Annotated in this window: 22 protein-coding genes; all 22 read right to left on the bottom strand. The window is 43.5% G+C overall.

Annotation, left to right across the window (positions count from 1 at the left end):
* Positions 1-59: 59 nt before the first annotated feature.
* The 22 genes from PSE6802_RS30240 to PSE6802_RS0124560 all read right to left on the bottom strand — a co-directional run bounded on the left by PSE6802_RS30240 (position 60) and on the right by PSE6802_RS0124560 (position 24,623).
* The gene (locus tag PSE6802_RS30240) at positions 60-788 is read right to left on the bottom strand and encodes a GDSL-type esterase/lipase family protein (RefSeq protein ID WP_202950728.1); all 729 of its coding nucleotides are present in this window, start codon (positions 786-788) and stop codon (positions 60-62) included.
* Between the two features lie 71 nt (positions 789-859).
* Positions 860-1,387, bottom strand: a complete 528-nt coding sequence (locus tag PSE6802_RS30235; protein WP_202950727.1) for an ElyC/SanA/YdcF family protein — start codon at positions 1,385-1,387, stop codon at positions 860-862.
* 131 nt (positions 1,388-1,518) lie between these two features.
* On the bottom strand, positions 1,519-1,758 hold the full coding sequence (locus tag PSE6802_RS0124660) for a hypothetical protein (protein WP_156815649.1): 240 nt from the start codon (positions 1,756-1,758) through the stop codon (positions 1,519-1,521).
* 298 nt (positions 1,759-2,056) lie between these two features.
* Complete coding sequence (locus tag PSE6802_RS0124655) at positions 2,057-3,220, bottom strand: glycosyltransferase (protein WP_019502684.1); 1,164 nt, start codon at positions 3,218-3,220, stop codon at positions 2,057-2,059.
* Positions 3,221-4,471: a glycosyltransferase family 4 protein gene (locus tag PSE6802_RS30230; RefSeq protein WP_019502683.1), complete on the bottom strand. Its 1,251-nt coding sequence runs from the start codon at positions 4,469-4,471 to the stop codon at positions 3,221-3,223.
* Positions 4,472-4,473: 2 nt separating this feature from the next.
* Entirely contained in the window at positions 4,474-5,628 is a 1,155-nt protein-coding gene (locus PSE6802_RS0124645) for a glycosyltransferase (protein WP_019502682.1), read from the bottom strand.
* A 54-nt stretch (positions 5,629-5,682) separates the two neighbouring features.
* Positions 5,683-6,831 (bottom strand): glycosyltransferase family 4 protein, encoded by a 1,149-nt coding sequence (locus PSE6802_RS0124640; protein WP_019502681.1) that lies wholly within the window; start codon positions 6,829-6,831, stop codon positions 5,683-5,685.
* 27 nt (positions 6,832-6,858) lie between these two features.
* Positions 6,859-7,788: a hypothetical protein gene (locus PSE6802_RS0124635; RefSeq protein WP_019502680.1), complete on the bottom strand. Its 930-nt coding sequence runs from the start codon at positions 7,786-7,788 to the stop codon at positions 6,859-6,861.
* A 78-nt stretch (positions 7,789-7,866) separates the two neighbouring features.
* Complete coding sequence (locus tag PSE6802_RS0124630) at positions 7,867-8,784, bottom strand: phytanoyl-CoA dioxygenase family protein (protein ID WP_019502679.1); 918 nt, start codon at positions 8,782-8,784, stop codon at positions 7,867-7,869.
* Between the two features lie 100 nt (positions 8,785-8,884).
* Entirely contained in the window at positions 8,885-10,015 is a 1,131-nt protein-coding gene (locus PSE6802_RS0124625; RefSeq protein WP_019502678.1) for a glycosyltransferase, read from the bottom strand.
* A gap of 395 nt (positions 10,016-10,410) precedes the next feature.
* Positions 10,411-11,757, bottom strand: a complete 1,347-nt coding sequence (locus PSE6802_RS0124615; protein ID WP_019502676.1) for a hypothetical protein — start codon at positions 11,755-11,757, stop codon at positions 10,411-10,413.
* Positions 11,758-11,897: 140 nt separating this feature from the next.
* Complete coding sequence (locus PSE6802_RS0124610) at positions 11,898-15,134, bottom strand: glycosyltransferase family protein (protein ID WP_019502675.1); 3,237 nt, start codon at positions 15,132-15,134, stop codon at positions 11,898-11,900.
* Positions 15,135-15,174: 40 nt separating this feature from the next.
* Positions 15,175-15,696, bottom strand: coding sequence for an acyltransferase (locus PSE6802_RS35665; RefSeq protein ID WP_318655549.1), 522 nt, complete (start codon positions 15,694-15,696; stop codon positions 15,175-15,177).
* A 160-nt stretch (positions 15,697-15,856) separates the two neighbouring features.
* Positions 15,857-17,005, bottom strand: a complete 1,149-nt coding sequence (locus PSE6802_RS0124600; RefSeq protein ID WP_019502673.1) for an acyltransferase family protein — start codon at positions 17,003-17,005, stop codon at positions 15,857-15,859.
* Between the two features lie 55 nt (positions 17,006-17,060).
* The gene (locus PSE6802_RS0124595; protein ID WP_019502672.1) at positions 17,061-17,399 is read right to left on the bottom strand and encodes an SMR family transporter; all 339 of its coding nucleotides are present in this window, start codon (positions 17,397-17,399) and stop codon (positions 17,061-17,063) included.
* 35 nt (positions 17,400-17,434) lie between these two features.
* Complete coding sequence (locus PSE6802_RS0124590; RefSeq protein WP_019502671.1) at positions 17,435-18,028, bottom strand: YqeG family HAD IIIA-type phosphatase; 594 nt, start codon at positions 18,026-18,028, stop codon at positions 17,435-17,437.
* Positions 18,029-18,121: 93 nt separating this feature from the next.
* Positions 18,122-19,054 (bottom strand): decaprenyl-phosphate phosphoribosyltransferase, encoded by a 933-nt coding sequence (locus PSE6802_RS0124585; protein ID WP_019502670.1) that lies wholly within the window; start codon positions 19,052-19,054, stop codon positions 18,122-18,124.
* A gap of 28 nt (positions 19,055-19,082) precedes the next feature.
* The gene (locus PSE6802_RS0124580) at positions 19,083-20,336 is read right to left on the bottom strand and encodes a glycosyltransferase family 4 protein (protein ID WP_019502669.1); all 1,254 of its coding nucleotides are present in this window, start codon (positions 20,334-20,336) and stop codon (positions 19,083-19,085) included.
* Between the two features lie 12 nt (positions 20,337-20,348).
* Complete coding sequence (locus PSE6802_RS0124575) at positions 20,349-21,476, bottom strand: NAD-dependent epimerase/dehydratase family protein (protein ID WP_019502668.1); 1,128 nt, start codon at positions 21,474-21,476, stop codon at positions 20,349-20,351.
* Positions 21,477-21,503: 27 nt separating this feature from the next.
* Positions 21,504-22,373, bottom strand: coding sequence for a glycosyltransferase (locus tag PSE6802_RS0124570; protein WP_019502667.1), 870 nt, complete (start codon positions 22,371-22,373; stop codon positions 21,504-21,506).
* Positions 22,373-23,473, bottom strand: a complete 1,101-nt coding sequence (locus PSE6802_RS0124565; protein WP_019502666.1) for a Gfo/Idh/MocA family protein — start codon at positions 23,471-23,473, stop codon at positions 22,373-22,375. Before PSE6802_RS0124565 ends, PSE6802_RS0124570 begins: the two co-directional genes overlap by 1 nt.
* A 37-nt stretch (positions 23,474-23,510) precedes the next feature.
* Complete coding sequence (locus PSE6802_RS0124560) at positions 23,511-24,623, bottom strand: NAD-dependent epimerase/dehydratase family protein (RefSeq protein ID WP_019502665.1); 1,113 nt, start codon at positions 24,621-24,623, stop codon at positions 23,511-23,513.
* Between the last annotated feature and the right edge of the window lie 2 nt (positions 24,624-24,625).

The following is a 24,625-nucleotide window of genomic DNA, read 5'->3' as shown; positions in this document are numbered from 1 at the left end:
GTATATCCAGATTATTATTGTGAGTCAGCAAAGAATTAGGCTCACATCTATTTCTTAGATCATGATAATAATGTAGCGTTGCGTGTAATAAGTTCTAATTGCTGAAACACTTTCTGAATATAAGTTTCTGCCAATGCAGTCATTATCTTGTAGCCTTTCATATTTGGATGTACTCCATCGTCAGATAGCTCTGTTTGTAACATCCCATGACTGTCTATCATATGACTGTGATAGTCAAGATAGATGTGCTGCTGCTCATTGCAGTGAAGTTGTAGCCAGTTATTTAATGCGCGAATCTTTTCAGGAGAATATGGATCGGATTGTTTTATGGGGCTGCAATCGTGGATGGGTAAGACCGAAGCGAAGATAACGCTAATACCACTGCTTCGAGCAATTTGGGACATAGATAAATAATTACCTTCGATCGCTTCGAGGGTCATCGATCCTGTATTTCCGGCAATGTCGTTTATCCCTGCGAGGATTACAATAACCTTGGGGCGTAAGGAGATTGCATCTGGACGAAAGCGGACGAGCATTTGTGCAGTTGTTTGTCCAGAGATACCACGATTGATATAATTTTTCTCTGGGAAAGCTGCTTTCAAATCCCAGAACTCAGTAATGGAATCACCAAAGAAGACAACCCGATGTTCGTCTGTTTCTAGAGCAGCAAGAGCAAGGTTGCTCTGTTGATATACTTTCAGTTGCGGCCAATCATTCAAATGAGCTTTCTGTTGCTCCCACTTTTGCCACAAATTAGGTAGAAGTATCTTTGCGATCGAAATAGCCATCGATTTCAAGAGCGCCCTAGTTCTCATAGATCCTTGTGTAGTCAGAGATCTCACTTTCACTCCAAGTAACATCAAAATTTGAAGATGCACGCATACAGGTAGGCAAGTAGTTCAGGAATGACTGTTCGAACCCCTTCACTAGAGTGCCACCAATTTTTCGAATCGTAGTTTAATGGCTCAGTTGCAATAATCCCCACTGATATTTTGGTTGCTAGTGCCTGCTTAAATAGCAACCAACTTCGGCGAGCATGCGTACCGAGAGTATAGATATTAAGTGATTTTATCTGTAGTTCTGAAGTGGATAACCATTGATTGAGTATCACAGCAGAATTGTAGGTTCGACTTTGAGATTGGCTGGGATCGGAAACTACGATCAGTTGCTCTCGATCAACACCAAGAGCCATTAAAGTTGCCGCAGCAAGTTCCGCAAAGGTTTTATATTCAGATAAATAGAAGCCTTTGGGCAACGAACCACCAATTGTAATAAGTTTGTGATATGAACCCTGTTTGAATTCAGTTACTGCTGACTGGATGGCATAGTCTGGTAGCCATCCTTCCACAACCAAAATATCTGCGTTTATAGGTGAGCTTTTAGCCAAGATAGGGATGGATATTTAAAATTGCCAAACTACCCAAAGCAGTTAAGCAACTCATAAAAATTACCAGTCCTACTATTGCTGTTCCTCCTATTTGGATACAGAAAATAGTAATAAACATTAATATTTAGCGATTACCAATTATCAACTCGCATATAATTTTTGGGAATGTATCGTCCAATGCCTGGGTACTGCTCTCTCCAGGTGAGATATCCTTGAAGATGGGGCGGAAGCTGTTTGTTAAAGTCTGCAATTTGCTGGCTAGATAGGGGAGAGCGATCGCAGTAGAAGGGATTTTTAGGACGATAGCTGAAATAGTGGAAAAAATCGCGGCGCGATCGCTTTTTGAAGGTGGTTTCCCACGATAGTAGCATCGGGCAGTGTCAGTAAACATAACCGTTCCAGCTTTGCCAATGCAAGAGGTTAGCCAATCAGAGGAATTAGTATGGATTAACTGTTGTAATTGAGTTTACAAGCAGCATCGGAAGGTATGCTCAAAACTTTATTAAATAGCCGATTAGCTAGATATAAAGTGGGTATAGGTTGTCAAGATTTAGATATCTAAATTGATATAGACTTAGGCTTTTAATACGCATCGCATTTATCCTATAGTTACCGATTGATAGCAGTTTGGTAAATCTCTATGAGCCGCTTGCAATTGTCGTCAGCTAGTTACCGATTGATAGCAGTTTGGTAAATCTCTATGAGCCGCTTGCAATTGTCGTCAGCGGTATACTTAGCCTCAAACTCTGCTCGTGCCGCTAATCTCATCTGACTCATTTCTTGAGGATGTGCCAGGAGCCAATCGATCTTGCGTGCCAGATCGGTGGGGTCACTAGGGCAGAAAAGCAATCCGTTACGACCATGTTCTACGAGTTCTGCAATCGCCCCAATGTTGGAGGCTATCACTGGAGTACCCTTTGCAAAAGCTTCGATCGCTACCCTCCCAAACGTCTCATACCACTCGGAAGGAAACACGAGAAAGGATGCATTACCAACTATTTCATATACTTCTTCTAAAGGTTTGCGCCCCAACCATTCTATTTCAGGTATTTCCTGTGCCGCCTCAGTTACTAAACCAGCCATTGGGCCGTCTCCTAGGATTTTGAGCGGGATCTTGCGATCGAGTTGTCGCCATGCTTCCAGCATTACTCCTAGCCCTTTTTCGACCGACAGCCGCCCAACAAATACAGCATAGCCACCCTTACCTTCACCGACTGAAGGTGCGGGATGTAGAAAGTTGGTTTTAAAGGCAAGTTTTTCGGCAGGTAAGCCACCCTGAATAAACTTGTTCATCGCAAACTGGCTGTAGACAATGAACGCATCTACCGCCTTATTCCAGGTACCTAGCAGGGAGTGAAAACTCACCGTTGCAGCCACCATCGCACTTGCGCTCCGACTACCTCGATAGCAGCCATGCATAATACCTGGTAACGGCAGCACTTTATCCAGGCAATCTTCACAAACGCGCCCTTCTCGAAAAAAGAGGGCATTAGGACAGAGCAGTCGATAGTTATGCAATGTTTGCACGACGACTACACCCTCATCTTTAGCAGCATAATAGGCTGCGGGAGAAATCAAGGGAAAGGTGTTGTGAAAATGTGCAATTTGCGGCTTTTTTTGGCGGATTAGCGATCGCAATTCATCGTAAACCGTGCTGTTCCACACCGTATTTTTAGCCAGCAAAAGCGGATTTGTCCGAGAAATCTGGTCGTTGTCGAGGGTGTAGCGCAAAACTTCATGCCTGTAGGATTCCAGTAGAGCGCTCTCCGTAGCAAAAATTTGCTCTTCGCCGCCAGGTTGCAGGTAGTTGTTGTGGACGGTTAAAACTCTCATTTACGAACTAACCCCAACTGATAGCGACGTCGCCCTAACCACATCTCCATACAGCTTGACGATCTGTTGTCCGCGAATCTCCCAATTGTAGAACTCCTTGACTCGTAGTTGACCTGCTTGCCCCATTGCCAATCTCAGTTCAGGATCATTTGCCAAACGCACCATTGCTGCTGCCAAACCTTGAACGGCAAGATCGGGATCGGAGGCATTTACTTTAAACCCCGTTTTATCAGTTACCTGAATGGCAGGTCCACCTAAATTAAGACAAATCACTGGTCGTGCTGCTGTCATAGCTTCCAGGCAAACCCACCCTCCAGAATCATGCAAACTGGGATGAACTAGCGCAGTACAACTTCCTAGCTTCTGAAGAACTTCATCCCGTGGCAGCCGATTCCAAAATTTAACTTGGTTGGCGATACCTAACTCTGCGGCTAGAGACTCCAATCTTTGGCGTTCGGGACCATCCCCAAAAACCCAATACTCAGCCTCTGGGAGTCCTGCCAGAGCAAACGCTCGCAACCCAAGGTGAAAGCCTTTCCAATGCAAAAGGCGACCCATGCTAATAAATCGAGCTACAGTAATATCCGTACTGGCATATTGGGTTAGGCGCACGATCTCTTCTTTGGTGAGACTGGCTTCAGGAAATACTTCGATCTTCTTTGCACCCATTTCTTGAACGCGAATAGCAGTATCCTGAGTGGTAACCCGCACAATAGTGCTACGACGAGCCGTCATGCGGGCAAATGGATCGCGTTCGCCAAACCATCTTGCCGCGCTACGCAGAATTTCGTAAACTCTATTGCGAAAGCTGAAATCTCGCCAAAACGGATTGGGTGCTGATTCACCGCCACCCACCGGCCCCCAGATGAAAGGAATCGGGAGCAATGCTAGAAAACTGGGTGTTGAGTGCCGTACAAATGTCACATGGTGAGCCACATCAAAGTTGATTTCTTGGTGCAAGCGGCGAGCCACAAAATATGCCTGTACCTGCCAAAAATAGTAGTGAATCAGGAAGGCAATAGATCCAAATCGCCAAATAGATCCCAAAACAGGAAGTGTAAAATAGACAAAGTGTAGATTTGGATTTGGATTGCGACTGAGCTCTGATTCGATCGCTTCTCGCCCATCATCAGGTCGCGTCAACACCCACACTTCGTGGTACTTAGCAATTTCCCAAGCTGTGTTCCAGCCTACTCCGAGTTCTGTCCCTCGTCCTGGCTCACAGGCATAAGCTGACAGCAAAACCTTCATAACTAAACGATCTCCTTGTTCTTAGAATGGGATGCTAGTACAGATAGACAAAAGTCAAAGTACTGTTTGCTGATATTCAAATAATGAAAATCCTGCGATCGCTGCTTTGCTTGTTCTCGATAATGTTGCTTTAAATCAGGCTGTGTCAGTATTTGCAGCATTCCCTTAGCTAAAGCATCAGGATCGCCCGTTGGTACCATCATGCCATACTTGCCATCATCGACAATATCTTTCATTCCCCCAGGGGCATCTGTGACTACTACTGCTGCTCCACATGCCATTGCTTCTTGCAGTGCGATCGGGCAACCTTCCCAAGCCGAAGCTAAGACAAATAGATCGCAGTTAGCCATATAGCGATAAGGACTTGGCTCGTATCCAGGCATCCACACTGATTCTTTAATGCCAAGATTCTGGCATAGGATTTCTAGATCGGCTCTCAATGGACCTTCTCCTAAAATTACCAATCTGCTCGGAGTCTCCTCGATCGCTCGAGCAAAAGCTCTAAGCAAGTTATCTATCTGTTTTTGCTTTGCTAATCGGGCAGTTGTGACTATTACTGGAATCTCCGAGTTTTGAAACCAAGGATGGGTAATTGGCTCTCGGGCAAGTTTCTGTAAGCGAACAGGGTTAATTGGATTCAAAATTACCCGCATTGGAATTTTCGCAGCAATCTTGAGCGTCTCAACTAAATCAGTAATCGTATCTTTCGATACTCCAACTAATCCGTCACCGTGCGGATATGTATACCGCATGAGAACTGGTAAGAAACGGAGATGAAGTTTATCACGGTGCTCAACACTAGCTTCTAAGCTAATGATGTTGTGTTCTCCAATAATTACTTTTGTCTTTACTCCTGAAATATACCGTGCCCAAATCGCCACAATATTGAAATACCAAGGCATGGGTAAGATGGTATCTGGCTGATATTCACGCAGATAGCGAACAGTTGCCATGAGCGAGAAAGTAGTGCGTTTTACATTCAAAGTTACAATGGGGATATCAGAATACTTAGCTAATTCTTTATCACTAGCGTACAAAATAACTAAATTGCAATCTACTCCCAGTTCCTGAAATCCTCGTACGAGCGCCGTGCAGAGGTTCGTAAATGCCCCCCCACTAATATCATGCGTTAGTATTGAAATCTTAGGTGTATTCATTACTGCTACAATTTATTTCTGTCATGGGCTTGCAATTAAAATTAGGAGCTTGGGTTAATTGGTCATCACCAACTTGGTAATCTCAGCTAGGCATTGGGCTGCTGCTACTGGGGTGTACTGAGCCATAATCTGTTTCGATCGCTCACCCATAGCGGGAATTAAGTCTGGCTCGTTCAAGAACTTCTGCATCAAATCGGCTAGCTTATCGGGATCGTCGGGTGCAAACACATAACCATTCTCACCATGAACGACTAGTTCGGAGGTGCCCGCCCCTTGAGAACAGAGGATTGGCTTGCCCAGTAGCATTGCCTCCAAAGTTACTACCCCCCAAGTATCTTCCAGTGTCGGGAAGACAAAAACATCTGCATTATGAAAATAATTGCCAATGCTGTCATAGGCGACTCGTCCTGCCCATTGCACGCGATCGCTTAAGTGATGCTCCTGACAAAAAGCCTTCAATTCTTGCTGCTGCGAACCATCTCCCACTATCTGTAAAGTATATTGTTCATAACCTCTAGCTTGCAACATAGCACAAGCTTGTAATAGTAGAGGCAGTCCTTTACGAGGAATCACGTGCCCAACAAACAAAAAGACCGGACGCTGTAATTCCAGTGCCTTTGGCTCTTTGACTTCAGCACTACCAGGTAAAGTTCGCTCGTCTGGAATTTCATATGGTTGAACAAAAACACGATCTTTCTTAGCCTTTAATATGTCAATTAAATACGCACTGCCAGCCTGACTGTTGGTAATATAGGCATCAGCTAGCCAAACCATTAACCGGCGCACAAACAATCTTAACGCCGAATTACGATAATCAACTCCTGGAGAACTACCTTCATAGGCAATGATAACTCTCCACCAAAATAGAAGCTTTAGCAATAGAGCCAAAATTGTCCAAACTCCAAACGAACTGGAGAAAATGACTTGTGGTCTAAGCCTCAGCAAATGCCCAATAATTTTCGGTGATAAATAGGTAAAGTTATCACCATAACTACCCTTATCCCGATTGATTTCAATTACCCTGAACTGTCCAACTACTTCAATCTTAAGCTGTTCTTCTGACCCCTTGACAAATCCAGGAAAGAGACCCGTGAATATAGTTGTATTGGGAAAGAATCGAGTAAATTCGACTAGAGAAGGTTGCCAGTAAAACCAAGCTACTGGGAGAAGCCAGGCAATACAAGGACTATCAGTATTTTTCATTTCACGCAACAATTAATTTCGCAAAATTTAATTCCGAGCGACTAATTTCTGGGCTAGCCAATCAAAATCCCTCCTAAACTCACGCAGTAAAGCCCCTGGCCAATGTTGTTTCTTTAGGGGAAACAGATATTGATAAGGATGGAAAATTCTAGAACCTTTCTTATGGCTCAAATGCCTGCATATCGGGATTAAAGAAATGTCACTGCGAGTCGGATTCAGTGAATTAGGATTTAACCTGAGGTGCAATAAGTTAATAGCTCGCTGAATCGAATTTCGAGCGTGAAATTTTGGATCGCCATCTACCCACCAAGCTTCAAAAGGATGATTCTCGCAAAAGGGAATGTCAAATATCTGAGCGTATATTGGAATTCTATATTCGAGAAATCCTAGCTCTGGCTGCTCTATCTTTGAATAAGCCTCCAGAAAAATCCTTGGCATGCATGCAACAATAAAAATACACCCCATGGGATCTTGGCGATAGCTATATTTCTTGCCGACGTACTCTAAAAATTTCATATATTGATTTCTATTAGCTGGAATTTTTGGGGTTACCCACATCCAGTCATTCTCAACTTCCGCGATCGGTCTAAGTCCTGATAGCAAGATCTGATCTGGCTTGAGCATAGCAAAAAGTTGGTCAATAGCACCGAAAACCAGCATATCCCACTGAATGACCACCACCGTATCCCAAGATAGGTGGTTACCACGCTCTCGATACCAATGTGCTAACATTAGATCTCCTTGAAGCCACTTCCAAAGAGAATCCTTATCCTCAGTAAATGCATAAAAGTCGTCGAGGTATCGATCTAATTGAAGTTTGTATTGGTCCGCAGCAGATGGATCGCCTCCATAAACACCATAAATAGGAATTGTAGGATTATGTTGACGCAGGAGTTCCAGACGATTCTTACAAATATCTGGCTCTTTATAAAACCAAAACAAAATGGCTAACTTCACACTAAACTTACCTCAACTTATGGGAGCTATTTGCTAAAGGTCTCTCAATTACTATCAAGTTTAAAGTAGTTCCCATATTTATTCATAGCTATTCCTGCGCATATCATAATCAGGACCCCTACCTCTTATATAATTTGCTATATATCTTACGTAGTGCATGACATTGGACACATAGCATTCTCGTTCGCTACCCAAGATTGAAATGTTTGAATTAGATGTTTTTCTAACGGTTGGGATTGTACCTGCATAAAGGGGATTCAAATTAGCTGGATAATAGTGAGCAGTTAGCGACTTGCGACTGAAACGCGGATCGCGATTGTTATATGCTCCATGAATGGTGTATGGGTGCCAGAAAAGTACGTCCCCTTTTTTTAGGGGAAAACTGCGATATTCATATTTGCCCTCATTAATCAAATGTGCAATTTCTTTTACAAAGGCATCGTGATCTGAAAAGTTTGATGCACTCTTTCTCTGTACTACTTTACCCTTATGGCTACCAGGTAGCACAAAAAAGCAACCAGCATCTTTGTGGATATCCTCTAAAGCATACCAAACAGCTATCATTCTACCTGGTGGATCCGAGTCTAGATAGTAGTGATCTTGATGTTCGATTGTTCCTGTTGACTTATCAAAAAACATATTTTGCATCATTACATGCTTAGATACTCCTGAAAGAATGCTAAGTGCTGTAGTGATACCCTCATCTACCAGACATTCTTCCACAGATTGCGAAAACTGTTTCCAAAGTTTTAAACTTGCAGGATTTAACATCGAATTTTCAATGAAACCTTCTGGAGTTAGTCTTGGTCGGCTCGGAAGATGCGTATCCTGACTAAAAAATACAAAGGAACTTGAGTGCTTGACTATTTCGTAAGAGATGAGGAATTCCTCAATTTTAGATTGACTCAACAGATTCTCAATAATCACATAACCGTAGGAATCGTAGTATTCTTTGATAGCGAGTTTTTCACTAATAGAAAGTTTTGTGAGTAACATAAACTAAACTCCGATACTATATTTTTAATTTTAGCGCAATATATTTTATATTGGAAAAAATAAACGCATCATTTGAGATATCGTCTAAGGTTCTTTAATATCAGCAATTGATAGCTGGACAAGTGGTAGTAATCCCTAACACATCGAGATATCTTTGAGTGGCAACCTCTAGACCAAATTGGTCGAGCCAGTTTGGAGCAATTGACTTTAGATTACCTGATAGAACTTTTAAAATTGAATCTGCAAGAGCTTCACTGTCACCCACCGGAGTCAAATAGCCATACTCGCCATTTGCCAGGATCTCAGAGGGGCCACTCTCGCAATCGGTAGATACCACAGGTGTACCTAACGCCATTGCCTCGATCAAGACTGTGGGCAACCCCTCCCAAGCTGATGATAGTACGAATACTGAAGATCGCGCCATGTAAGCATAAGGATTTTGTATATATCCTGGGAGATCTATATCATCTTGCAAATCCAACTTTTTGATTAGTGATTCTAGTTCTGGGCGATCTGGTCCCCAACCCAGGATGACGAGGCGTGCGCGCTTAAGTTGACGTACTCTGGCAAAAGCATGAATCAGGTTAGGAAAATCTTTTTGCTGTTCCAGCTTGCCAACACCTAAGATAACTGGTATCTCTTTTGACTTAAACCAGGGGTGTTCTACGGACTCTTTTGCATTTGCCAACATTTCAGAATTAATGACTGGGTTGTAGATCGTGTGAATGCTTTCTAAAGGTATAGCAGCCGTACTAGCAAGATCTTTGGCAACTCCTTGAGAAACAGCTACTATTCCATCAGCCCAGGGATACAACAACCGTGCAAACACGGGAGCTAATCGTCCTTTCCATGTGGTTGCATTTCGAGCTGTTTTGGAAAGTTGGTTGTGTTCGGCTACAACTAACTGCAACGGCACTCCAGAAATGCGTTTTGCCAGCAGGGCAATCTCATTCAAGTAATGATCGGCTGCTAGTAAAGCAGTCGGTCGCTCTTGTTTTATGTATCGAACTAGTCCAGGTAAACTCATGTATAAATTAGGAGTTTTAAGATCGATAACCCGCGTTTCTGTTGGCATTCTCCATAGATGAGGGCTTTCGCTCCGATTAAGGATTAAATCAATTTTTATGCCTAACTTCACAAAATTATGGGCAAGACGAGCAGTAATACGCTCAATTCCACCGCCACCAAAAGAGCCAATAAAAAAAGCAACGCGGGGACTGATTTCAGACATGCCTTTACCACCTTACTAGTTTTAACTGTATCAAAACTGAACCCCCATAGAATATTCGCATTTGAAATTATCGATCGCACATTCTCAACTCTTGACACATCATGAATTAGATGGCAGCATCCTTATTAGGTTTAGCATCGTTTAGTAATCAATAACTTTTGAGTTTGATGTATTCTAGATTCAAATTTTTGCTTGCGTTTATGCTGTTTCTGAGTATTTCTTACCCTGCATTGGCTCAAACAGGAGGGGGCGAAGGAGGTGGAAACGAGCAGTCCCCCATTCAGGTGATCGTGCAAATTGTCATTACGGCTATTGTGTTAAGAATCCTTCACACTTTTAACTTACCCTGAATTACCAACCCAGTTTTATCAATAAGTCCTCGAAGTCAAAAAGTGCTAAACATTAGGTGCAAGCTTGGTTTCCTCAGCAATTCTACTATCCTGCCAGCCTAACCCAATCATGCTAGCGACAAAAAGGGTATACCCCGGCTCCTCAAGTTGGGAGAAGATCAGACCAAAGGCAAATACCGTTAACATGAGGTATTTAGACATGTCGGTCACGCAAACAAAACGCCAGACTACAAACGCCATATAAAAGTAGGCTATTAACCCCAGTGGGCCTAAATCTCCCCAGATGCCTGCCCAACCAAATAGAGGGGAAAACATGCTGGATTGATCGCCCAACCAACTTTTACTTACCGCGACCCAAATCGCTTTACTAGCAGGATGTATGGTGGCTCCTAGGGGTGCCAATAAATTCCAGTAAGTCTCCAACATCCATCCTCCCAATCGCCCAACGGTGTGACCGGGTCCCAAGCCAAGCCACCAGTTGAGAGGAGAATGAAAATATTGAGGGACAATGCGAAAAGTTGCGAATTTTAATTGGGTTGCTTCTCCATCCGATCCATAGAGTTCTGGTCTAATCCAAACTGTATAGCTTGATAGATATTCAATATTATAGATAGCCCAGTAGAAGATACTAAAAAAGACAGCTCCAAGGATCAAATATGTTAGAGCTTTCACTATATCCTTGAGATTGAGAAAATACAGGAGTACATAGCCCAAACCAAATGATATTAACACCTGTTTAGTATCTGAAATAATAAGTTGGTTGAGGCAAGCCAAAAGAATGACAATGCGAAACCAGAGAGGTTTGTTCTTCGCACTGACAAAGTAATAAGCTGCAAAAGTCATTGCTACAGAACCACCAATGACATGTCCTGCCCCCTGTCCTATAAAAATTCCCTTAATATTATCTTCAAGACCAATCAGTTTATCCATTCGAAATACATATTTCTGGACATAAGCAAACAGCATGTTGATTAGAGCAGCTTGCAAAACCCAATCCCGAAAGCGTTGGTAGCTTTCAGGCGTCATGGGAATGCTGACAATCGTGAGAATCAAAATAAATGGTTCTGTTAGTAATAAGTAGTCCAAAACTCCATTAATAATTCCAGCTTCATTTAGGAGAGTACTGGCAAAGACAACTATTAAAAAAAGAAATAAACTGAATAAAAGATTTTCTGAAATGGCACGCTGCTTTGGATCTGTAATACGAGACTTAAGCAATACCGACCCACAGGCGAATGGAACTGCGGCAAAGTGCAGAAAGTTAATTAAAGAAGGTATCTTTAGTGCGGTAAGCACTCTAGGAAAGAGAGCAGTACCGACTCCAAGTAGGGTCAAGTTTACGTTGTTAACACTTCCTTTTGACTTAGATGTTGATTTTGATGCAATACTCATTTATCTGTCTATCTTTTAGTAGCTCAGAAGCTCTACAACCAGTTTACCTGCCGCAGCCAACAGTGGCCTATTCTCAAGCTAGCGCACAAGCAGGCTCTGAGGATAGCGTTTGTCAAACAGATCCTTAATCACCTTGGTTTTCATGTTGGTTGAGGAAGTTTTTTGGGTAAATGTTCCACTTTTACTTGTGTCCCGGCAGGAAACCCATTACCAGCTTTTACCTTCATCGGTTTACCTTTAATTTGTACTGTCACTTGCTTTCCGTCCCAAGCCCAATTAACTAAATTGCCCTCAACCAATTGACCTTTGACACTTATGGGCTGTTTTAGCCATACTGGTAGAATGCCTGCTCCAAGGATCAAAGTCGGCGAACTCGTTGAACGATCGACATAAGCCAACATATCTAGCTGCAGCAGCAACATCTCTGCTGTTGTCCAATAATGAGGTGTCAGATCGCTTCGATCGCTCCATCCCCGCAAGCGCTGCCATTGCGAAAAGCTCTTGGGCAATATCTCTTTTCCCAGCCCATCGGGATCGCCCCACCAGGTATATAAACCTGGTGATGCCTGATTGTGCCAAGCGGACTTGAGGCTTACCCATAATCGTTCTGGCCTGCCCAGCAACAACCATTGATGCGCCTCTGAGAGTTGAGCCTGCATGGAAGGCGGATTTTGGCGAAAAGTTCCCGTAGCATCTCGGGATGCTTCCCAACGTTCTTGGAATTTCTGGGTTAGAGTGGCGCGATCGCCTTCCGCAATTCCACTCGGCCAGAGACTATTTGTCAGGTCGGCAGTGCCAGTTTGATTGGCTTTTTGCCACGCAGATTTTAATTGCTCTGCTCGCGATCGCCAGCGCTTGGCATCATCGGGCTGTTTCATGCGATCGGCAAGATCTGCCGCATCGAGCAAGGCGCGATAGCTCATGGCATTGGCAGCAGGGTCGAGGCTGATGGCACCAGGTACGCTCTCCATCTTACCCGCTATCAGATCGACTCTGACAAGATCGGGATTTTCCGCGAGTGGAGATTTGGCGTTCATTAAGACAGGGTAGCCTGGTCGATTACTCGACAGCATATCCTCGATTAATTTAGCTTTACGTTGTACATGCGGCCAGAGCCAGCGATCGTAGTCCGGTTGCTCGATCGCGATCGCTACCTCTTCAAGTGCCCAAATCCCCAAGGCTGGGATATCTGTTTCTGGTAGGTTGCCGTTGAAGAAATCATTTTCGGCAAAGTAGGAAGATAGCTGCTTGGCAAGCTCAACTTTTCCAGCTCGAGCTAGAGCCACCATTTGGTAAGCTCCATCGCGGAATCGAGGTAGGGGATAACTAATAGGATCGCTGGGGTACGTGCGGTTACCTGCAAGCCCCATCATCAGATGGCTGACCTGAGCCTTTAGGCTATCGGTAAATTGTACATCTGGCAATTCCAGGCTTAAACTGGATGTCACCCCAGTCACTGGTGATGTCGTGTCTGGACTAGTCCGACGATCGCTAATCAGAAGGTTACTACTTTCTCCAGGGTTAAGCTCAATGCGAGCGTACCCCCATCCATATGGGTCTTCCCAGCGAGAACGGGAGGATTGCTCGCGGCTCCAACCCGCTGTATTTTCGCTACCTAAATAAACCTTTGCCTGCTTGGTTATATCGTTGACGATCCAGCGATCGCCGATTGAGAGGCGATTGCCATCCCAATCAAGGGATGGAATTGCTCCACCCGCTGGTCCAACGCTGCGGATTGCAACGACTAACCGATCTTGATTACCAGCTAGCGATTTAAGGTTAAGCAGCCAATTACCCAATCGCGGTGCCGACCAAGATGCTTCGTAATATTTGGTTTTAGTTAAGATCCCCGGAACGTTCTGGGCAGAAAGGTCGGTGAATTGCTGTTGGATTTCGCTGAGAGGAATACTGTCGCTAGTGGCTTTGAGATTACCTTGAGGGTCAACCACCCAGATTGAAACGCCGAAACTACCTGGTTGTGGGCTAAAACTACCACCTGGTTCGTGGAAAGCCTTATGCTCTGGAGTGCTGCCGGGCTGTGCCAACACTACATGTCCTGCACCGCGCGGCCAGGGATCGGACGATCGCAATTTCATTTGGGCTTTGACTTGCTGCTGGGGAGTACCGTAATCCCAGAGGGTAGCGGCAGCCGCACTAAACTGCGATCGGTTATTCATCCCGGCACTAACGATCAAGGTGGCAACCAGGAGAAGACTGAGTAAACGAAGGCGAGTAAACAGACCAAATGCTGCTAGGGTAAGCAACAGAGGAATGAAGTGGAGAGAATAGAGGAATGTTTCTTCCACACCATAGATGCTATGCATAAGAACCTGGGCAATGAGGGTCAATCCTAGAACCAGGCGTAGTTTAGGTTGCTGTTTGGTCGTAAAGAAGCCCCACACGCCCAAGCCAAGTAACGCCGTCCAGCTAAACACGGCGATCGCCCCCCACCAACTTCCCGATGCCGGAGCCAGGGTATTAACATCAAACTTTATCCAATCGGGGCGAATGGGAAAGTCCACAATCTGGGTGGCTGGCATGACCATAGTTTGGAAAAAGATCGCACTCATGACTGCCAGAATGCCACCCTTACCAGGAGTAGAGATGAATTTCTTTTCCCCAATAAAAGTTCCAGGCTGGAAAGGAAAGCCAGAATTGGTAAAGACAATCCGTTGCAAAATCCATAGCCCTGTTGCTACTAGTAAAGAAATAGCCAGGATCTGAAGCATTTTGCGCCAGCGATGATTTGCAAACGTAGCGAGAATCCCAACCATCCAATTTGTGATCGTAATGCTAACCGTGAGGACATTGACTGCAACGTACCAAGCAGTAGACAGCGAACGAAATTGGGTTAAAGCAACAAATACTAAGCCCAGGATAATAGTTAGAGAGCCAAAGGAAAACGATTCGGGAATGACGAGCCAAAAAATTCCTGCCGCACTGACTGCACCTACGAGACTAAATAAAGTGGCATCGAGTCGATAGCAGCCCATAACTCTGAATAGAGCATAGAGCGAGCTAACCCACAGCACGGACACACCAACCGCTACAATTCTCGCTGCTGAGAGCGGCTCGAGGTGAAAAAGCTTACTTACGGCAAAGACTAATGGAAAGACTAGCAGAGGAAACAGGGGATGCTTGTTATTGCGGCCAAAATCGCTGTTTACACTAGTGATATTCCCAAACACAGTGGGAATATCGCTGCCGAACCAGACATCTTGAGCGTAAAAATCGGTAAAAATGGGGTCAGGAATTGCATAGGTACCGAAATAGGTGGCAATTGCGATCGCAATCGACAAACTTATAGCGATCGCAATATCGATCCGATACTGGCGAATATGCTTTACCAGTGGTAAAGTCACTAACTTTAAATTCATTACTTTTCCGTTTATCCCGTTCATCTTCACCCGATCTTGTTTACTCTCGGCTCCCGATTTTCTTGGCTGGAACGCCAGCAACTATTGAGTAAGGTTCCACACTTTTAGTTACTACTGCTCCCGCGCCAATAACAGAACCTTTTCCAACTATGCACCCATCTAAAATTGTTACTCCTGCGCCAATCCATACATCATCTTCAATTACAATTCCTTTTAAGCTGGGAATTTGTTCCCTAAACGGGATATTGCGGTCTTGAAAACCATAGTTGACTGGAACGATTGTTACTTGCGGCCCGATCAAACAACCGTTGCCAATTGTGAGATCTCCATGTCCATAGAGCACCGAGAAGGAATTCACAAAAGATGAGCTTCCGATTTTAATCGTGCCGCCATAGGTACGAAGAATTGCAAATGAACTAATTAGCGTGCGATCGCCAATAATAATCTTCGAGCGATCGGTATCCGACGGATCGACTTCCAAAGTGGCATACTTACATATTGTGATCTCTTGCCCCAAAAATATTTTTTTTCTGTCGCCAAGAAAGTCGGCAAAAACACTCACATTGGTTTTTTGTCCAATTGCACCTAATCTATACTTTTGATAGCACCATATTATAGATTTTAGAATTAATCGAGGGTTCATTATATTTAATATTTCAGTTATTCAATCGCAGTGACGCAGTAACTACTCCTAAGCCCTAAAATTTTAACTACTTAATACTTTAAACAAAATTTTTCAAACCTTCGATCTTCTTTAGAAGAAGTGTTAGGGCAATCGAACCGATTAAAGCCAGTAAGAACTCGACTAATATATCTAGACCGGGGACTAGAGCGCTAAGTGCGTGCAGAAAGCTTGTATTCTCCGCAAAGAGAATATGTGTAAAAAATAAATGAAGTGCGTAGAGTCCCAAAGAACAGTCTGAGATTAGTTTAACAACACAAGGGACTTGCCTAGTTGTTAGCAAGGCAAGGTACAAGAGGAGCCAAGAACCAAAAACAAGCGACAGTCTGGAATAGTGAACTAAACTTGCAAGTAGTATCCACTCTAACAAAGTAAATATTAAAAATAAGGTTAATAAACTCCATAGTTTCAGTTGGAATAGTGGAGTTATTTCTTCAAGCTTGCCCCGATCCAACTCATGTACAACAATAGCAGCGCTAAAAACATAGGGTAGGAAATTGAGGGGATTATAATCCCACTGAGCAATACCGGATATTGTCTGTACAAGCGATGATTCTCGATCGCCAATATAACTATTACTAATAATTGGATCGAATATCGAAAAGAGAAATATTAGAATACAAGAGATAACAAACAAAAAGTAAATCACTCTTATTGAATTATTTTCCGAGGCTTTAAAAAATAAAGCTATAAGAGCTGCGAGAATGGTTGTGAAAATTAGTGAAAAAAAGAAGTAAAATGGGGAATTACAACCACTTACAATAAATTCTATCCATCCCCTTACTGATATAGGTGCAAATTGAGCAGTTCCAGCATTTCCTCCTTTAAATAAAAACCTCAGCAATACAAAAAGACTAACCCAAAAAAGATAAAGAGAGATCAGTCTAATAATTCTTTTTTGAAAAAATCTACGAAACTCTACTTTTTTACTTTTGAAATAAAACAAAAAGAGAGAAATTTGAAAAAAAGTTGGAACGGCAAGATAACTAAAATTGCCATATAGCAGGTTCGTTAGCGTATCTACTCCTTGCACAGTTGCTAAAGTAAAAAGACCAGCGTGATCTGCTACTATTGCAACTGAAAAAATGGCACGCAAAAAATCAAACCCATGAAATTTTGATGTTTGTTTTAGGGGTAATTTTAATTGTTTCTCTTCTTGCGATTCGTGCTGAGCTAAAGGATCGATCATAATCAATAATTGCTATTTCTGCTGTTGCACAAATTAATCGAGAGTAGCAAGTTAATTATTGTTTGACTCCAGAAGCGATTGCAGAAATCCCACTTAACATCAACCCTATGCCAAACCATTGTACAGTAGTTACCTTTTCTCCTAGAAGAGTTGCACCAGTAATGGTGGTGCACGTAACAGTCAACCCAATTGCAATAGGATAGGCAACAGATAAATTTAATTTACCCAAAACCAGGATATAGAAAATTGTGCTTAATCCATAAGCAAAAAGTCCCCCCACTAAGTAGAGGTTCAGGAGATTTTGACCAGAGCCGAGTTTTAGCAGATATTGTGCTAAAGTATTTAACCCAACGGTGATCAGAATCAGTAAACTCGGTAAAAGATAACTTGGCATGAGAAAACTCAATTTCGCTTGTAGGAGTCAAATGGTTAAAAATTCCAAAGACTAAGACCTTTAGGATAAGGTTTTTGCACGTATTTTCCTAGCAGTTTTTCCCACCAACGAGGTGGATGGGGTAGGGACGCAACTTGAATGCTCGTACACCCCGCCAGCCATGCCCCCAAAACGTCAGTATGGCGGCTATCTCCAATTACAGCAACCTGTTTGGGTTGAAGCTGCATATGCTTTATAGCTCTTCGAAATGCTTTAGGGAACGGTTTTCTAGCTGGGCTGATCGCTGGTATATCCAAACGTGCCGACCAATATTCGACACGATAACGCTTCTTACCATTCGACAACAAAAAAAATTTGATGTTGTTACCCTTGGCTTGCTCGATCCAAATTTCGGCATTGGGAGACAGGTAGCGATCGTCTTCAGAGACAATGGTATTATCCAGGTCGAGAATAACCCCACAAATTCCAAATGATATTAAGCAACTCAGATCGATAGAAGCTAATATATCTGCCTGACTTGGAAGATATGCCGCTTGCCTCTTTTGAATTCTCTCACTTGATTGCCGTAATGAGAATTGTGGAATAAAGAACAGGAGTTTTTTGAGGATGATAGTTAAACTATTTAACATTTACTCTTCACAAAAGGTAAGTTGGCATACACCTCAAAGTATTGTCTCTTAAACAGCCTGCAGATTGCTATCACTCTGGCTGTCAGAAAATATTCAGGATATATATCCATATCGTTTTAAAAATAAAATACTAAACGTTGTTGCTACCCAAGCCATTACGGTTAGCAATAATGGCTTATCACCCAGTAGAACTTCTTCTGGGCGCTCAGTTTGTCCTCCACTTTCACTCTCATTGTTACGGCGAGCGATCTCCTGGGGATCGCTTAGCAATTGATAGCGAAAGACTCCATACAACACAAAAGGTAATGTCAACATCATCCAAGCTGTAGAGGCACCTCGCACCAAGGGGCCAGAACTCCACAGTGCATAGGTAATAATCGTGCCATTGGTTACGACACTTTCCATTCTGCTTAGCAAGGGAAGAGAATAACGATGGAGAACTGAACGAGATTTACCGCCTCTTAGCTCTGAAAGTCTCAGCTCTGCTTTTCGCTTCTCAATTCCTAAAAATAGAGCTAGCATGGCAGTACAGAGCAGGAACCAAGAAGACAGTACAATATCGGTAGCGGCAGCACCCGCAAATGCTCTGAGAATAAATCCACTTGAGATCGCGATAACATCCAAAATTACTGTATGTTTGAGCCGGAGGTTATAGGCAACCTGCAAAAGGGCATAACAAAGAATTGCTAACCCTAAACCTGTTGAATTCCACCAACCTATAGCCAGTGCAGTTATTAAGAGGATCGCTGCCATGGCGATCGCAGTTGGAATTGCTACGGCACCAGATGCTATTGGGCGTTTACATTTAACCGGGTGCTGGCGATCGGATTTGACATCAAAAATATCGTTAAGCAGGTAAAAACTACTAGAAGCTGCGCAAAAAAGGCAGAATGCCAATAAGCCTCCAAATAGTGATTTAGTTGAAATTTCAAAAGCAAACAGAGGTGCAGCAAATACAACTAAATTTTTTGTCCATTGTCTTGGCCGCAGTGCCTTTAAATGCGATCGTAGAGAATTTAACTTCATAAACTTAGCTAGCAATATTTCTCTGTACTTATGTACGTCCTGGTTTACTGCCGCCTAAAATCTCTTCGTATAAGGTTAGATAGCGGCGAGCTTGAATTTTAGAAGCAAAGTCCCGTAAACCTGTCTCCCGGGCAGAGTCCTGCAATTTTTGATGGCGTTCTACGTCTTCCAGAACCCAAACAATTCCTTTAGCCAGATCTTCAATTTCAAAAGGGGTGGCAAGATACCCATTCTTTTTGTGATCGACAATATCTTTCAGTCCAGTTGTATTAAAAGCAACAACAGGGGTACCACAGGAGAGAGACTCAGAAGCAGTTTGTCCAAATGCCTCCTGAATTGATGGCACGATCGCTACATCTGCTGCTGCATAGATTAATGCCAACGCGATGTCATCATGTACGAATCCCAGATAGTGAGTATTGAAACCCAAATCAATCGATTGTTCTGGCGTTGACGAACCAAAAACAACTAGTTCTAGACGATCTTGCCATCCACTACTGCTAAGTTGCTGTAGAGCTGGCAGCAATAGCTGAAATCCTTTTCTTCGATCTGAGGTGGCGTTAACTGCACCGAAAAGCACGAGTTGTTTATCTTGAGGCAGATTTAGTAAGTTGCGGGCTACCTGTTTGTCGATCAGCCTATATTTTTCCGTATCAAGACCAAGGGGAATTGTTTCTATGCGTAGATGTTGGAACAGCGAGCTCGATCGAGCGCAATCTGCCATCCATGAGGAAGTTGCAACAACAGTCAGGTTTACATTTTTCCAAGATTTATGTTTTCGCTGCCATACCCAACGGGAAAGATCCCATGGCGATCTGCTTAGTAGCTGCGGGCAATTTCCACAAGATTCCTTAAAATTTTCGCAATCTCTGATATAGTCACACCCTCCAGTAAAGGGCCACATATCGTGAAGGGTCCATACTAAAGGTTTGCTAAATTTCGGAAGCGTTTCAATTTGCAGATACCCATTACAAACCCAATGAAGGTTGATGATGTCTGGATTGAGTTGCTTGACTCTTCTTTCTAGTACATCAGGAAACCACTGTGGCGAGAACATGGCAGAATTACGCTGGGGGTAAATCCGCAGAGGAAAGCTAGAAATGGGGGGGGCTAGCTTGGTTAGTAAAGACTTTTCGGCAATAACCGTATTTTCGTGGCTGAACTTAGCTCGCACTAACATTTGCGAAGAACAGCCAAGCAATTGTAGACCTTGATGTAACCTGTAAGCTGCTCTTGCCCCCCCGTTGTCAACATCAGAAGTACTCAGGTGTAAAACTTTCATCTTTTTCAGAGCCTAAGTATGTTTAGCTAATAACAAACCTTTCTGCTCCATTTCTTTTAATGATGCTTGTAAAGTACTTGGGTTAAGAGGCTCCTGATGTAAATACCACTCAAGATATTGAGCTAGTCCAGCTTTGAGAGATGTGGGTTGCCATTTCCCAAATATGGTTTCATAGTGATTCATGTCAGCAACAGCATGGCGAACATCCCCTACACGGAAACGCCCTGAGACACTAAAGTCTGCTTTTTTATGCAAAAGCTGGGCGATGGTTTCTACTACTTCGATCAGAGTAACAGCTCGACCGCTACCTACATTAATAGTAGTGGTCAGCGGTCTTGTGTCAGCGACACATTTAATTACAGCATCAGCAACATCGCCGATGAATACAAAATCTCTTGTTACCAGCCCATCTTCAAAAATTTCTAACGGACTGCCTTGCGAGATCGCATTGGTGAAAATGCCAATAATCCCAGTGTATGGGTTTCCTAGTTCTTGCTTCGGGCCATAAACATTCTGAAAACGGAGCGTCACTAGATCGATCGCTTGGCTCTCGCAGTAATTTTCTAGTAACTGCTCTTGCCATAGTTTGGTTAAGCCATAGACAGAAGTCGGTTTGGTGAGATGGGTTTCCTGCATAGGCAACGGCGTTAATATTTCACCTTCAGAGCCACAAACCTCCCAAATTCCTCGTTGTAAATTTTCTAGCGATCGCCCTTTGGGGTAAAGGACGTTCTGTCCGTTGGTATAAGCCCCATCACCATAAACTGCTCGACTGGAAGACAAGACTATGCGACGAGGTTTGCGATCGAGCGCTGAAATCAACTCAAGTAACTTTGCCGTACCATTTGCATTGTCCTGCACGTAACGGCTGATTTCATACATTGACTGACCTGTTCCAGTTTGAGCTGCCAAATGAACGATTACATCCGTCCCTTCTACGCTCTCTCGGTAATCGGCGATCTCTTGAACGTCGGCTTTAATGCATTTAGCACGTGCTATTAACTCTGGTGCAAAATCCTGAGACTTGCGGTGAACTTGCTTGTCTAGAGAGTCTATGACAACAATCTCAACTTCAGGTGGTATCTTCTCAATCAACCACTTGCCGATAAAGCCAGCTCCACCAGTAATGAGAATTTTCATAGGTAGAATTCCTGTTAATTTTAAGTATCAATAGTTCTTAAATTCGAAGCGACTCATAGTCAACTCCTCAAGCTGTTTGTGCTTGACTCTTAGAAAGACCTTTCTAAGGAAGTAGTAGGGGAAGAAAACTGCAATTTTAGCTTGTTCGAGCAGAAATGGAATTGCGCGATCGTTCTTCTTCTCTACCTTAATCGAAAATTCATCTAAAATGTCTCCAGGTGGTACGCGAAAACCTTTGCGATAAACATTCATATAGTTGGAGTTATGGACAACTTCAACCCAAACTGGCTTGCAAAATATCTTCTTAGCAGATTTGCATACCCTATATAGCTCCTTGTGCGGTCTGCAAAGGCAAGTATTAAATGATTCCGGGTTATATTTTTCAATTAAACTAATGAAGTGGTTGGCAAGCTCAAAATCAAAGTAAAGCCTGCCTTCAGCTAACTGGTAACCAAAGAAGAAATTCAAAGTTTCTCCATCCTGGCAATCGAAATTGTCCTGAATCATTTGGACGTAATCTTTATGGATAGCATCGTCGTTATCAAGCCAGGTTGTAATCAGGTATTCACAATCAGCAGGAATGTATTGACTGACTACCTTCCTCACCTCGTCAGGAAATTCCCCATAGGGTAATGGGCAGTCAAGATAGACTGGCACAAAATTTCCCCATGTTTGAACGTATTCTGATATTTTTTGTTTAAAAGGCTCTGGTGTGTCAATGTCAAAGAAAACCAACCACTTGAAATTTTGATTGGACTGGCTGCGGACGGATGGAAAGCAGAACTTGTCAAACAGTTCAAACCTTCTATTAAGCCAGATAGGATCGCAGCCAGGTTTCAGCTCCGGGAAACTTCTGACATTGAATTTGGTGAGAAAGAAGTGAATAAACTGTCCCATTACATCCTGTTCGATAATTTTTCAAAATTACTCTGTGCAATTCTAGAAAGCTCGATCGCTTTCCCCGTTTTTGCGCTCTCATAAGCTGCATCAATAACCTTCATGTTAATTGCTCCGCCTACTGCTTCGGAGATAGGATTGCAATTGGCTTGAATGCATTTAAAAAAATGTGCCATCTGTCGATCGTACATAGACTGTGGATAATGTGCTTTGCGTGGGAACTGAAAACCAGATTTAACCTCCACTACTTCTTTACTCCTTAGCCTCGACCGCAGGCGACTGGGAAGGAATTGAGTAAAACTTTTTTGTGGTTTCGGGTTGGGAAGCAGCAACCGAGTGGGAAAGAGCTGGCCAAAACCCTGCGTTCCATAGAGCTGCGTACTGGCTTGTGGCCCATCGGCATAAGGCTGCCACCAGCCTGATTCGATATACGAAGTGGCACCGCTATCCCAATTGACGATGATAAGACCAGTGTCGTCCACGTCGAAATCCTGGTAATGCGTGCCAATCTGGGCAAACACGCTTACAGGCTGCGGGTCGCCGAGCAAGAAACGTGCTGTATCGAGTGCGTGGATACCTATATCCGCGATTGCACCACCCCCAGCAAATTCTTTCTGGACGAACCAACCGCCTGGCCCCCAGTGGGTATGCACGCCGTAACTCTTCGTACGGACGATCTTACCCAATTTATCAGTCTGCGCTCTGAGCCATAGTACCTCTTCATCAAAGCGCCAGCAGTGCGCTACCATCAGCACCGTGCCTGATTTCAGGCTTGCCGCTAACATTTGCTCGCCCTCAATAGCGTTCATTGCCATTGGCTTTTCGACCATCACTGGCACTCCAGCATTGAGAGCAGCGATCGCCTGTGAAGCGTGCAAGAAATTAGGGGTACCAATAACTAAAGCGTCAAACTTTGCCTCAGCTAGTGCTGCTTCTAATGTGGAATATTGGTGTCTTATGTGGAACTTTTGGGCAAAAGCGGCAGCTTTGTCTGGAAATTTTTCAATCAATGCTACCACTTCACATCCCTGATTGGTAACAGCCTTGGCATGAACGTTAGCAATATGTCCTGCCCCAGCAATTGCAACTTTGAGTGTCATGATGATATCCCCTTTATTTTATAGAGGAGGTCTAGTATTAATCGATCTCAACTAGCTTTAGTAGTTGATGGAATTGTTTGGTCTCTGCCAACCACTTTATAGAGCGACGGCAACCTTCGTCGAAGGAAATGATGGGTTCATAGCCTAATATTTTTTCTGCCTTGCTAAAGGGAAGTTTGTACTGAGACTGTTGTAATTCAGCCATCATTTCAGTTACTACAGGTTGTGGTTTAGTCTCAGCTTGCTGAAATGGCTCTATCTCTATTGTCCGTTTATTCCGTTTTGGAATTGCAGACTTAATTTTTTGCTTCAGATCGTCAGATACTGCTGCTAAAACTTTTTGCACAACTTGTGAGTTCCAAAGTGTATCCTTAACTTGTTGCTTCCAGCTATGGTTAAACTCAGGGGCATTCAGATGCGGAATTTGCGTTGGATCGACTCCAAAAGCTTCGGCAAAAGGACGATAGAACTCGAACCACGTAACACGCTCGCGATCGCCCACAAAAAATGCTTCCCCATCCGCTTCTGGCACCGTCATCGCTAATCGAATTGCATGAATGAGATTATCGATGTAGACGCTATTACAAATGCCTTTACCTTCATTGATAAAGTATGCTGTGCCCTGAGAAAGTTGATTTGCCAGATCTATGACCCATCTCGATCGCGGTCCAAATACAATTCCGGGTCTAAAGATTACAACCTCTACAGAACCATTTTTTCGCAATTCCAATAGTTTGCGCTCTGCATAGATTTTGGCAGAATGAGCAGGGAAAGGCTGATCTTCCACAAAGGGGCTGGCTTCGGTAGTACCGACGGCTGGCGCAGAACGATGGACGATCATCGAGCTTAAGTAGATAATGCGACGAACTCCAGCTCGCTGGGCAGCTTCATAGGCAGGGGCAATGCTACCGCGAATCAATCCAGGACTGCCTAAAATTGAGTGTACTATAACATCGCAGCCTTTAAATGCTGCTTCTAGTGCAGCTCGATCGAAGGCACCCGCAATGCGACAGTCTAAGTTTTTTTGCGTCAGGCGATCGATACTGGCAGCAGACCTTACGATCGGGCGCACTTCGTTTCCTTCAAGATGAAGTATTTCAACAGCCCGATTGCCAACAAATCCGTTGGCTCCTACAATACCAATCTTCATTA

It is taken from the genome of Pseudanabaena sp. PCC 6802 (assembly GCF_000332175.1).
Classification (GTDB): domain Bacteria; phylum Cyanobacteriota; class Cyanobacteriia; order Pseudanabaenales; family Pseudanabaenaceae; genus PCC-6802.
Note: the sequence above shows the minus strand (reverse complement) of the source record. Positions and strands in the feature narration are given on the sequence as shown.

Bases quoted from the DNA above. Each gene is read 5' to 3' on its own strand.
- PSE6802_RS30240 (WP_202950728.1), bottom strand. From the start codon at position 788: ATGGCTATTTCGATCGCAAAGATACTTCTACCTAATTTGTGGCAAAAG.
- PSE6802_RS0124660 (WP_156815649.1), bottom strand. From the start codon at position 1,758: ATGCTACTATCGTGGGAAACCACCTTCAAAAAGCGATCGCGCCGCGAT.
- PSE6802_RS0124655 (WP_019502684.1), bottom strand. From the start codon at position 3,220: ATGAGAGTTTTAACCGTCCACAACAACTACCTGCAACCTGGCGGCGAA.
- PSE6802_RS30230 (WP_019502683.1), bottom strand. From the start codon at position 4,471: ATGAAGGTTTTGCTGTCAGCTTATGCCTGTGAGCCAGGACGAGGGACA.
- PSE6802_RS0124645 (WP_019502682.1), bottom strand. From the start codon at position 5,628: ATGAATACACCTAAGATTTCAATACTAACGCATGATATTAGTGGGGGG.
- PSE6802_RS0124640 (WP_019502681.1), bottom strand. From the start codon at position 6,831: ATGAAAAATACTGATAGTCCTTGTATTGCCTGGCTTCTCCCAGTAGCT.
- PSE6802_RS0124630 (WP_019502679.1), bottom strand. From the start codon at position 8,784: ATGTTACTCACAAAACTTTCTATTAGTGAAAAACTCGCTATCAAAGAA.
- PSE6802_RS0124625 (WP_019502678.1), bottom strand. From the start codon at position 10,015: ATGTCTGAAATCAGTCCCCGCGTTGCTTTTTTTATTGGCTCTTTTGGT.
- PSE6802_RS0124615 (WP_019502676.1), bottom strand. From the start codon at position 11,757: ATGAGTATTGCATCAAAATCAACATCTAAGTCAAAAGGAAGTGTTAAC.
- PSE6802_RS0124610 (WP_019502675.1), bottom strand. From the start codon at position 15,134: ATGAATTTAAAGTTAGTGACTTTACCACTGGTAAAGCATATTCGCCAG.
- PSE6802_RS0124600 (WP_019502673.1), bottom strand. From the start codon at position 17,005: ATGATCGATCCTTTAGCTCAGCACGAATCGCAAGAAGAGAAACAATTA.
- PSE6802_RS0124595 (WP_019502672.1), bottom strand. From the start codon at position 17,399: ATGCCAAGTTATCTTTTACCGAGTTTACTGATTCTGATCACCGTTGGG.
- PSE6802_RS0124590 (WP_019502671.1), bottom strand. From the start codon at position 18,028: ATGTTAAATAGTTTAACTATCATCCTCAAAAAACTCCTGTTCTTTATT.
- PSE6802_RS0124585 (WP_019502670.1), bottom strand. From the start codon at position 19,054: ATGAAGTTAAATTCTCTACGATCGCATTTAAAGGCACTGCGGCCAAGA.
- PSE6802_RS0124580 (WP_019502669.1), bottom strand. From the start codon at position 20,336: ATGAAAGTTTTACACCTGAGTACTTCTGATGTTGACAACGGGGGGGCA.
- PSE6802_RS0124575 (WP_019502668.1), bottom strand. From the start codon at position 21,476: ATGAAAATTCTCATTACTGGTGGAGCTGGCTTTATCGGCAAGTGGTTG.
- PSE6802_RS0124570 (WP_019502667.1), bottom strand. From the start codon at position 22,373: ATGGGACAGTTTATTCACTTCTTTCTCACCAAATTCAATGTCAGAAGT.
- PSE6802_RS0124565 (WP_019502666.1), bottom strand. From the start codon at position 23,473: ATGACACTCAAAGTTGCAATTGCTGGGGCAGGACATATTGCTAACGTT.
- PSE6802_RS0124560 (WP_019502665.1), bottom strand. From the start codon at position 24,623: ATGAAGATTGGTATTGTAGGAGCCAACGGATTTGTTGGCAATCGGGCT.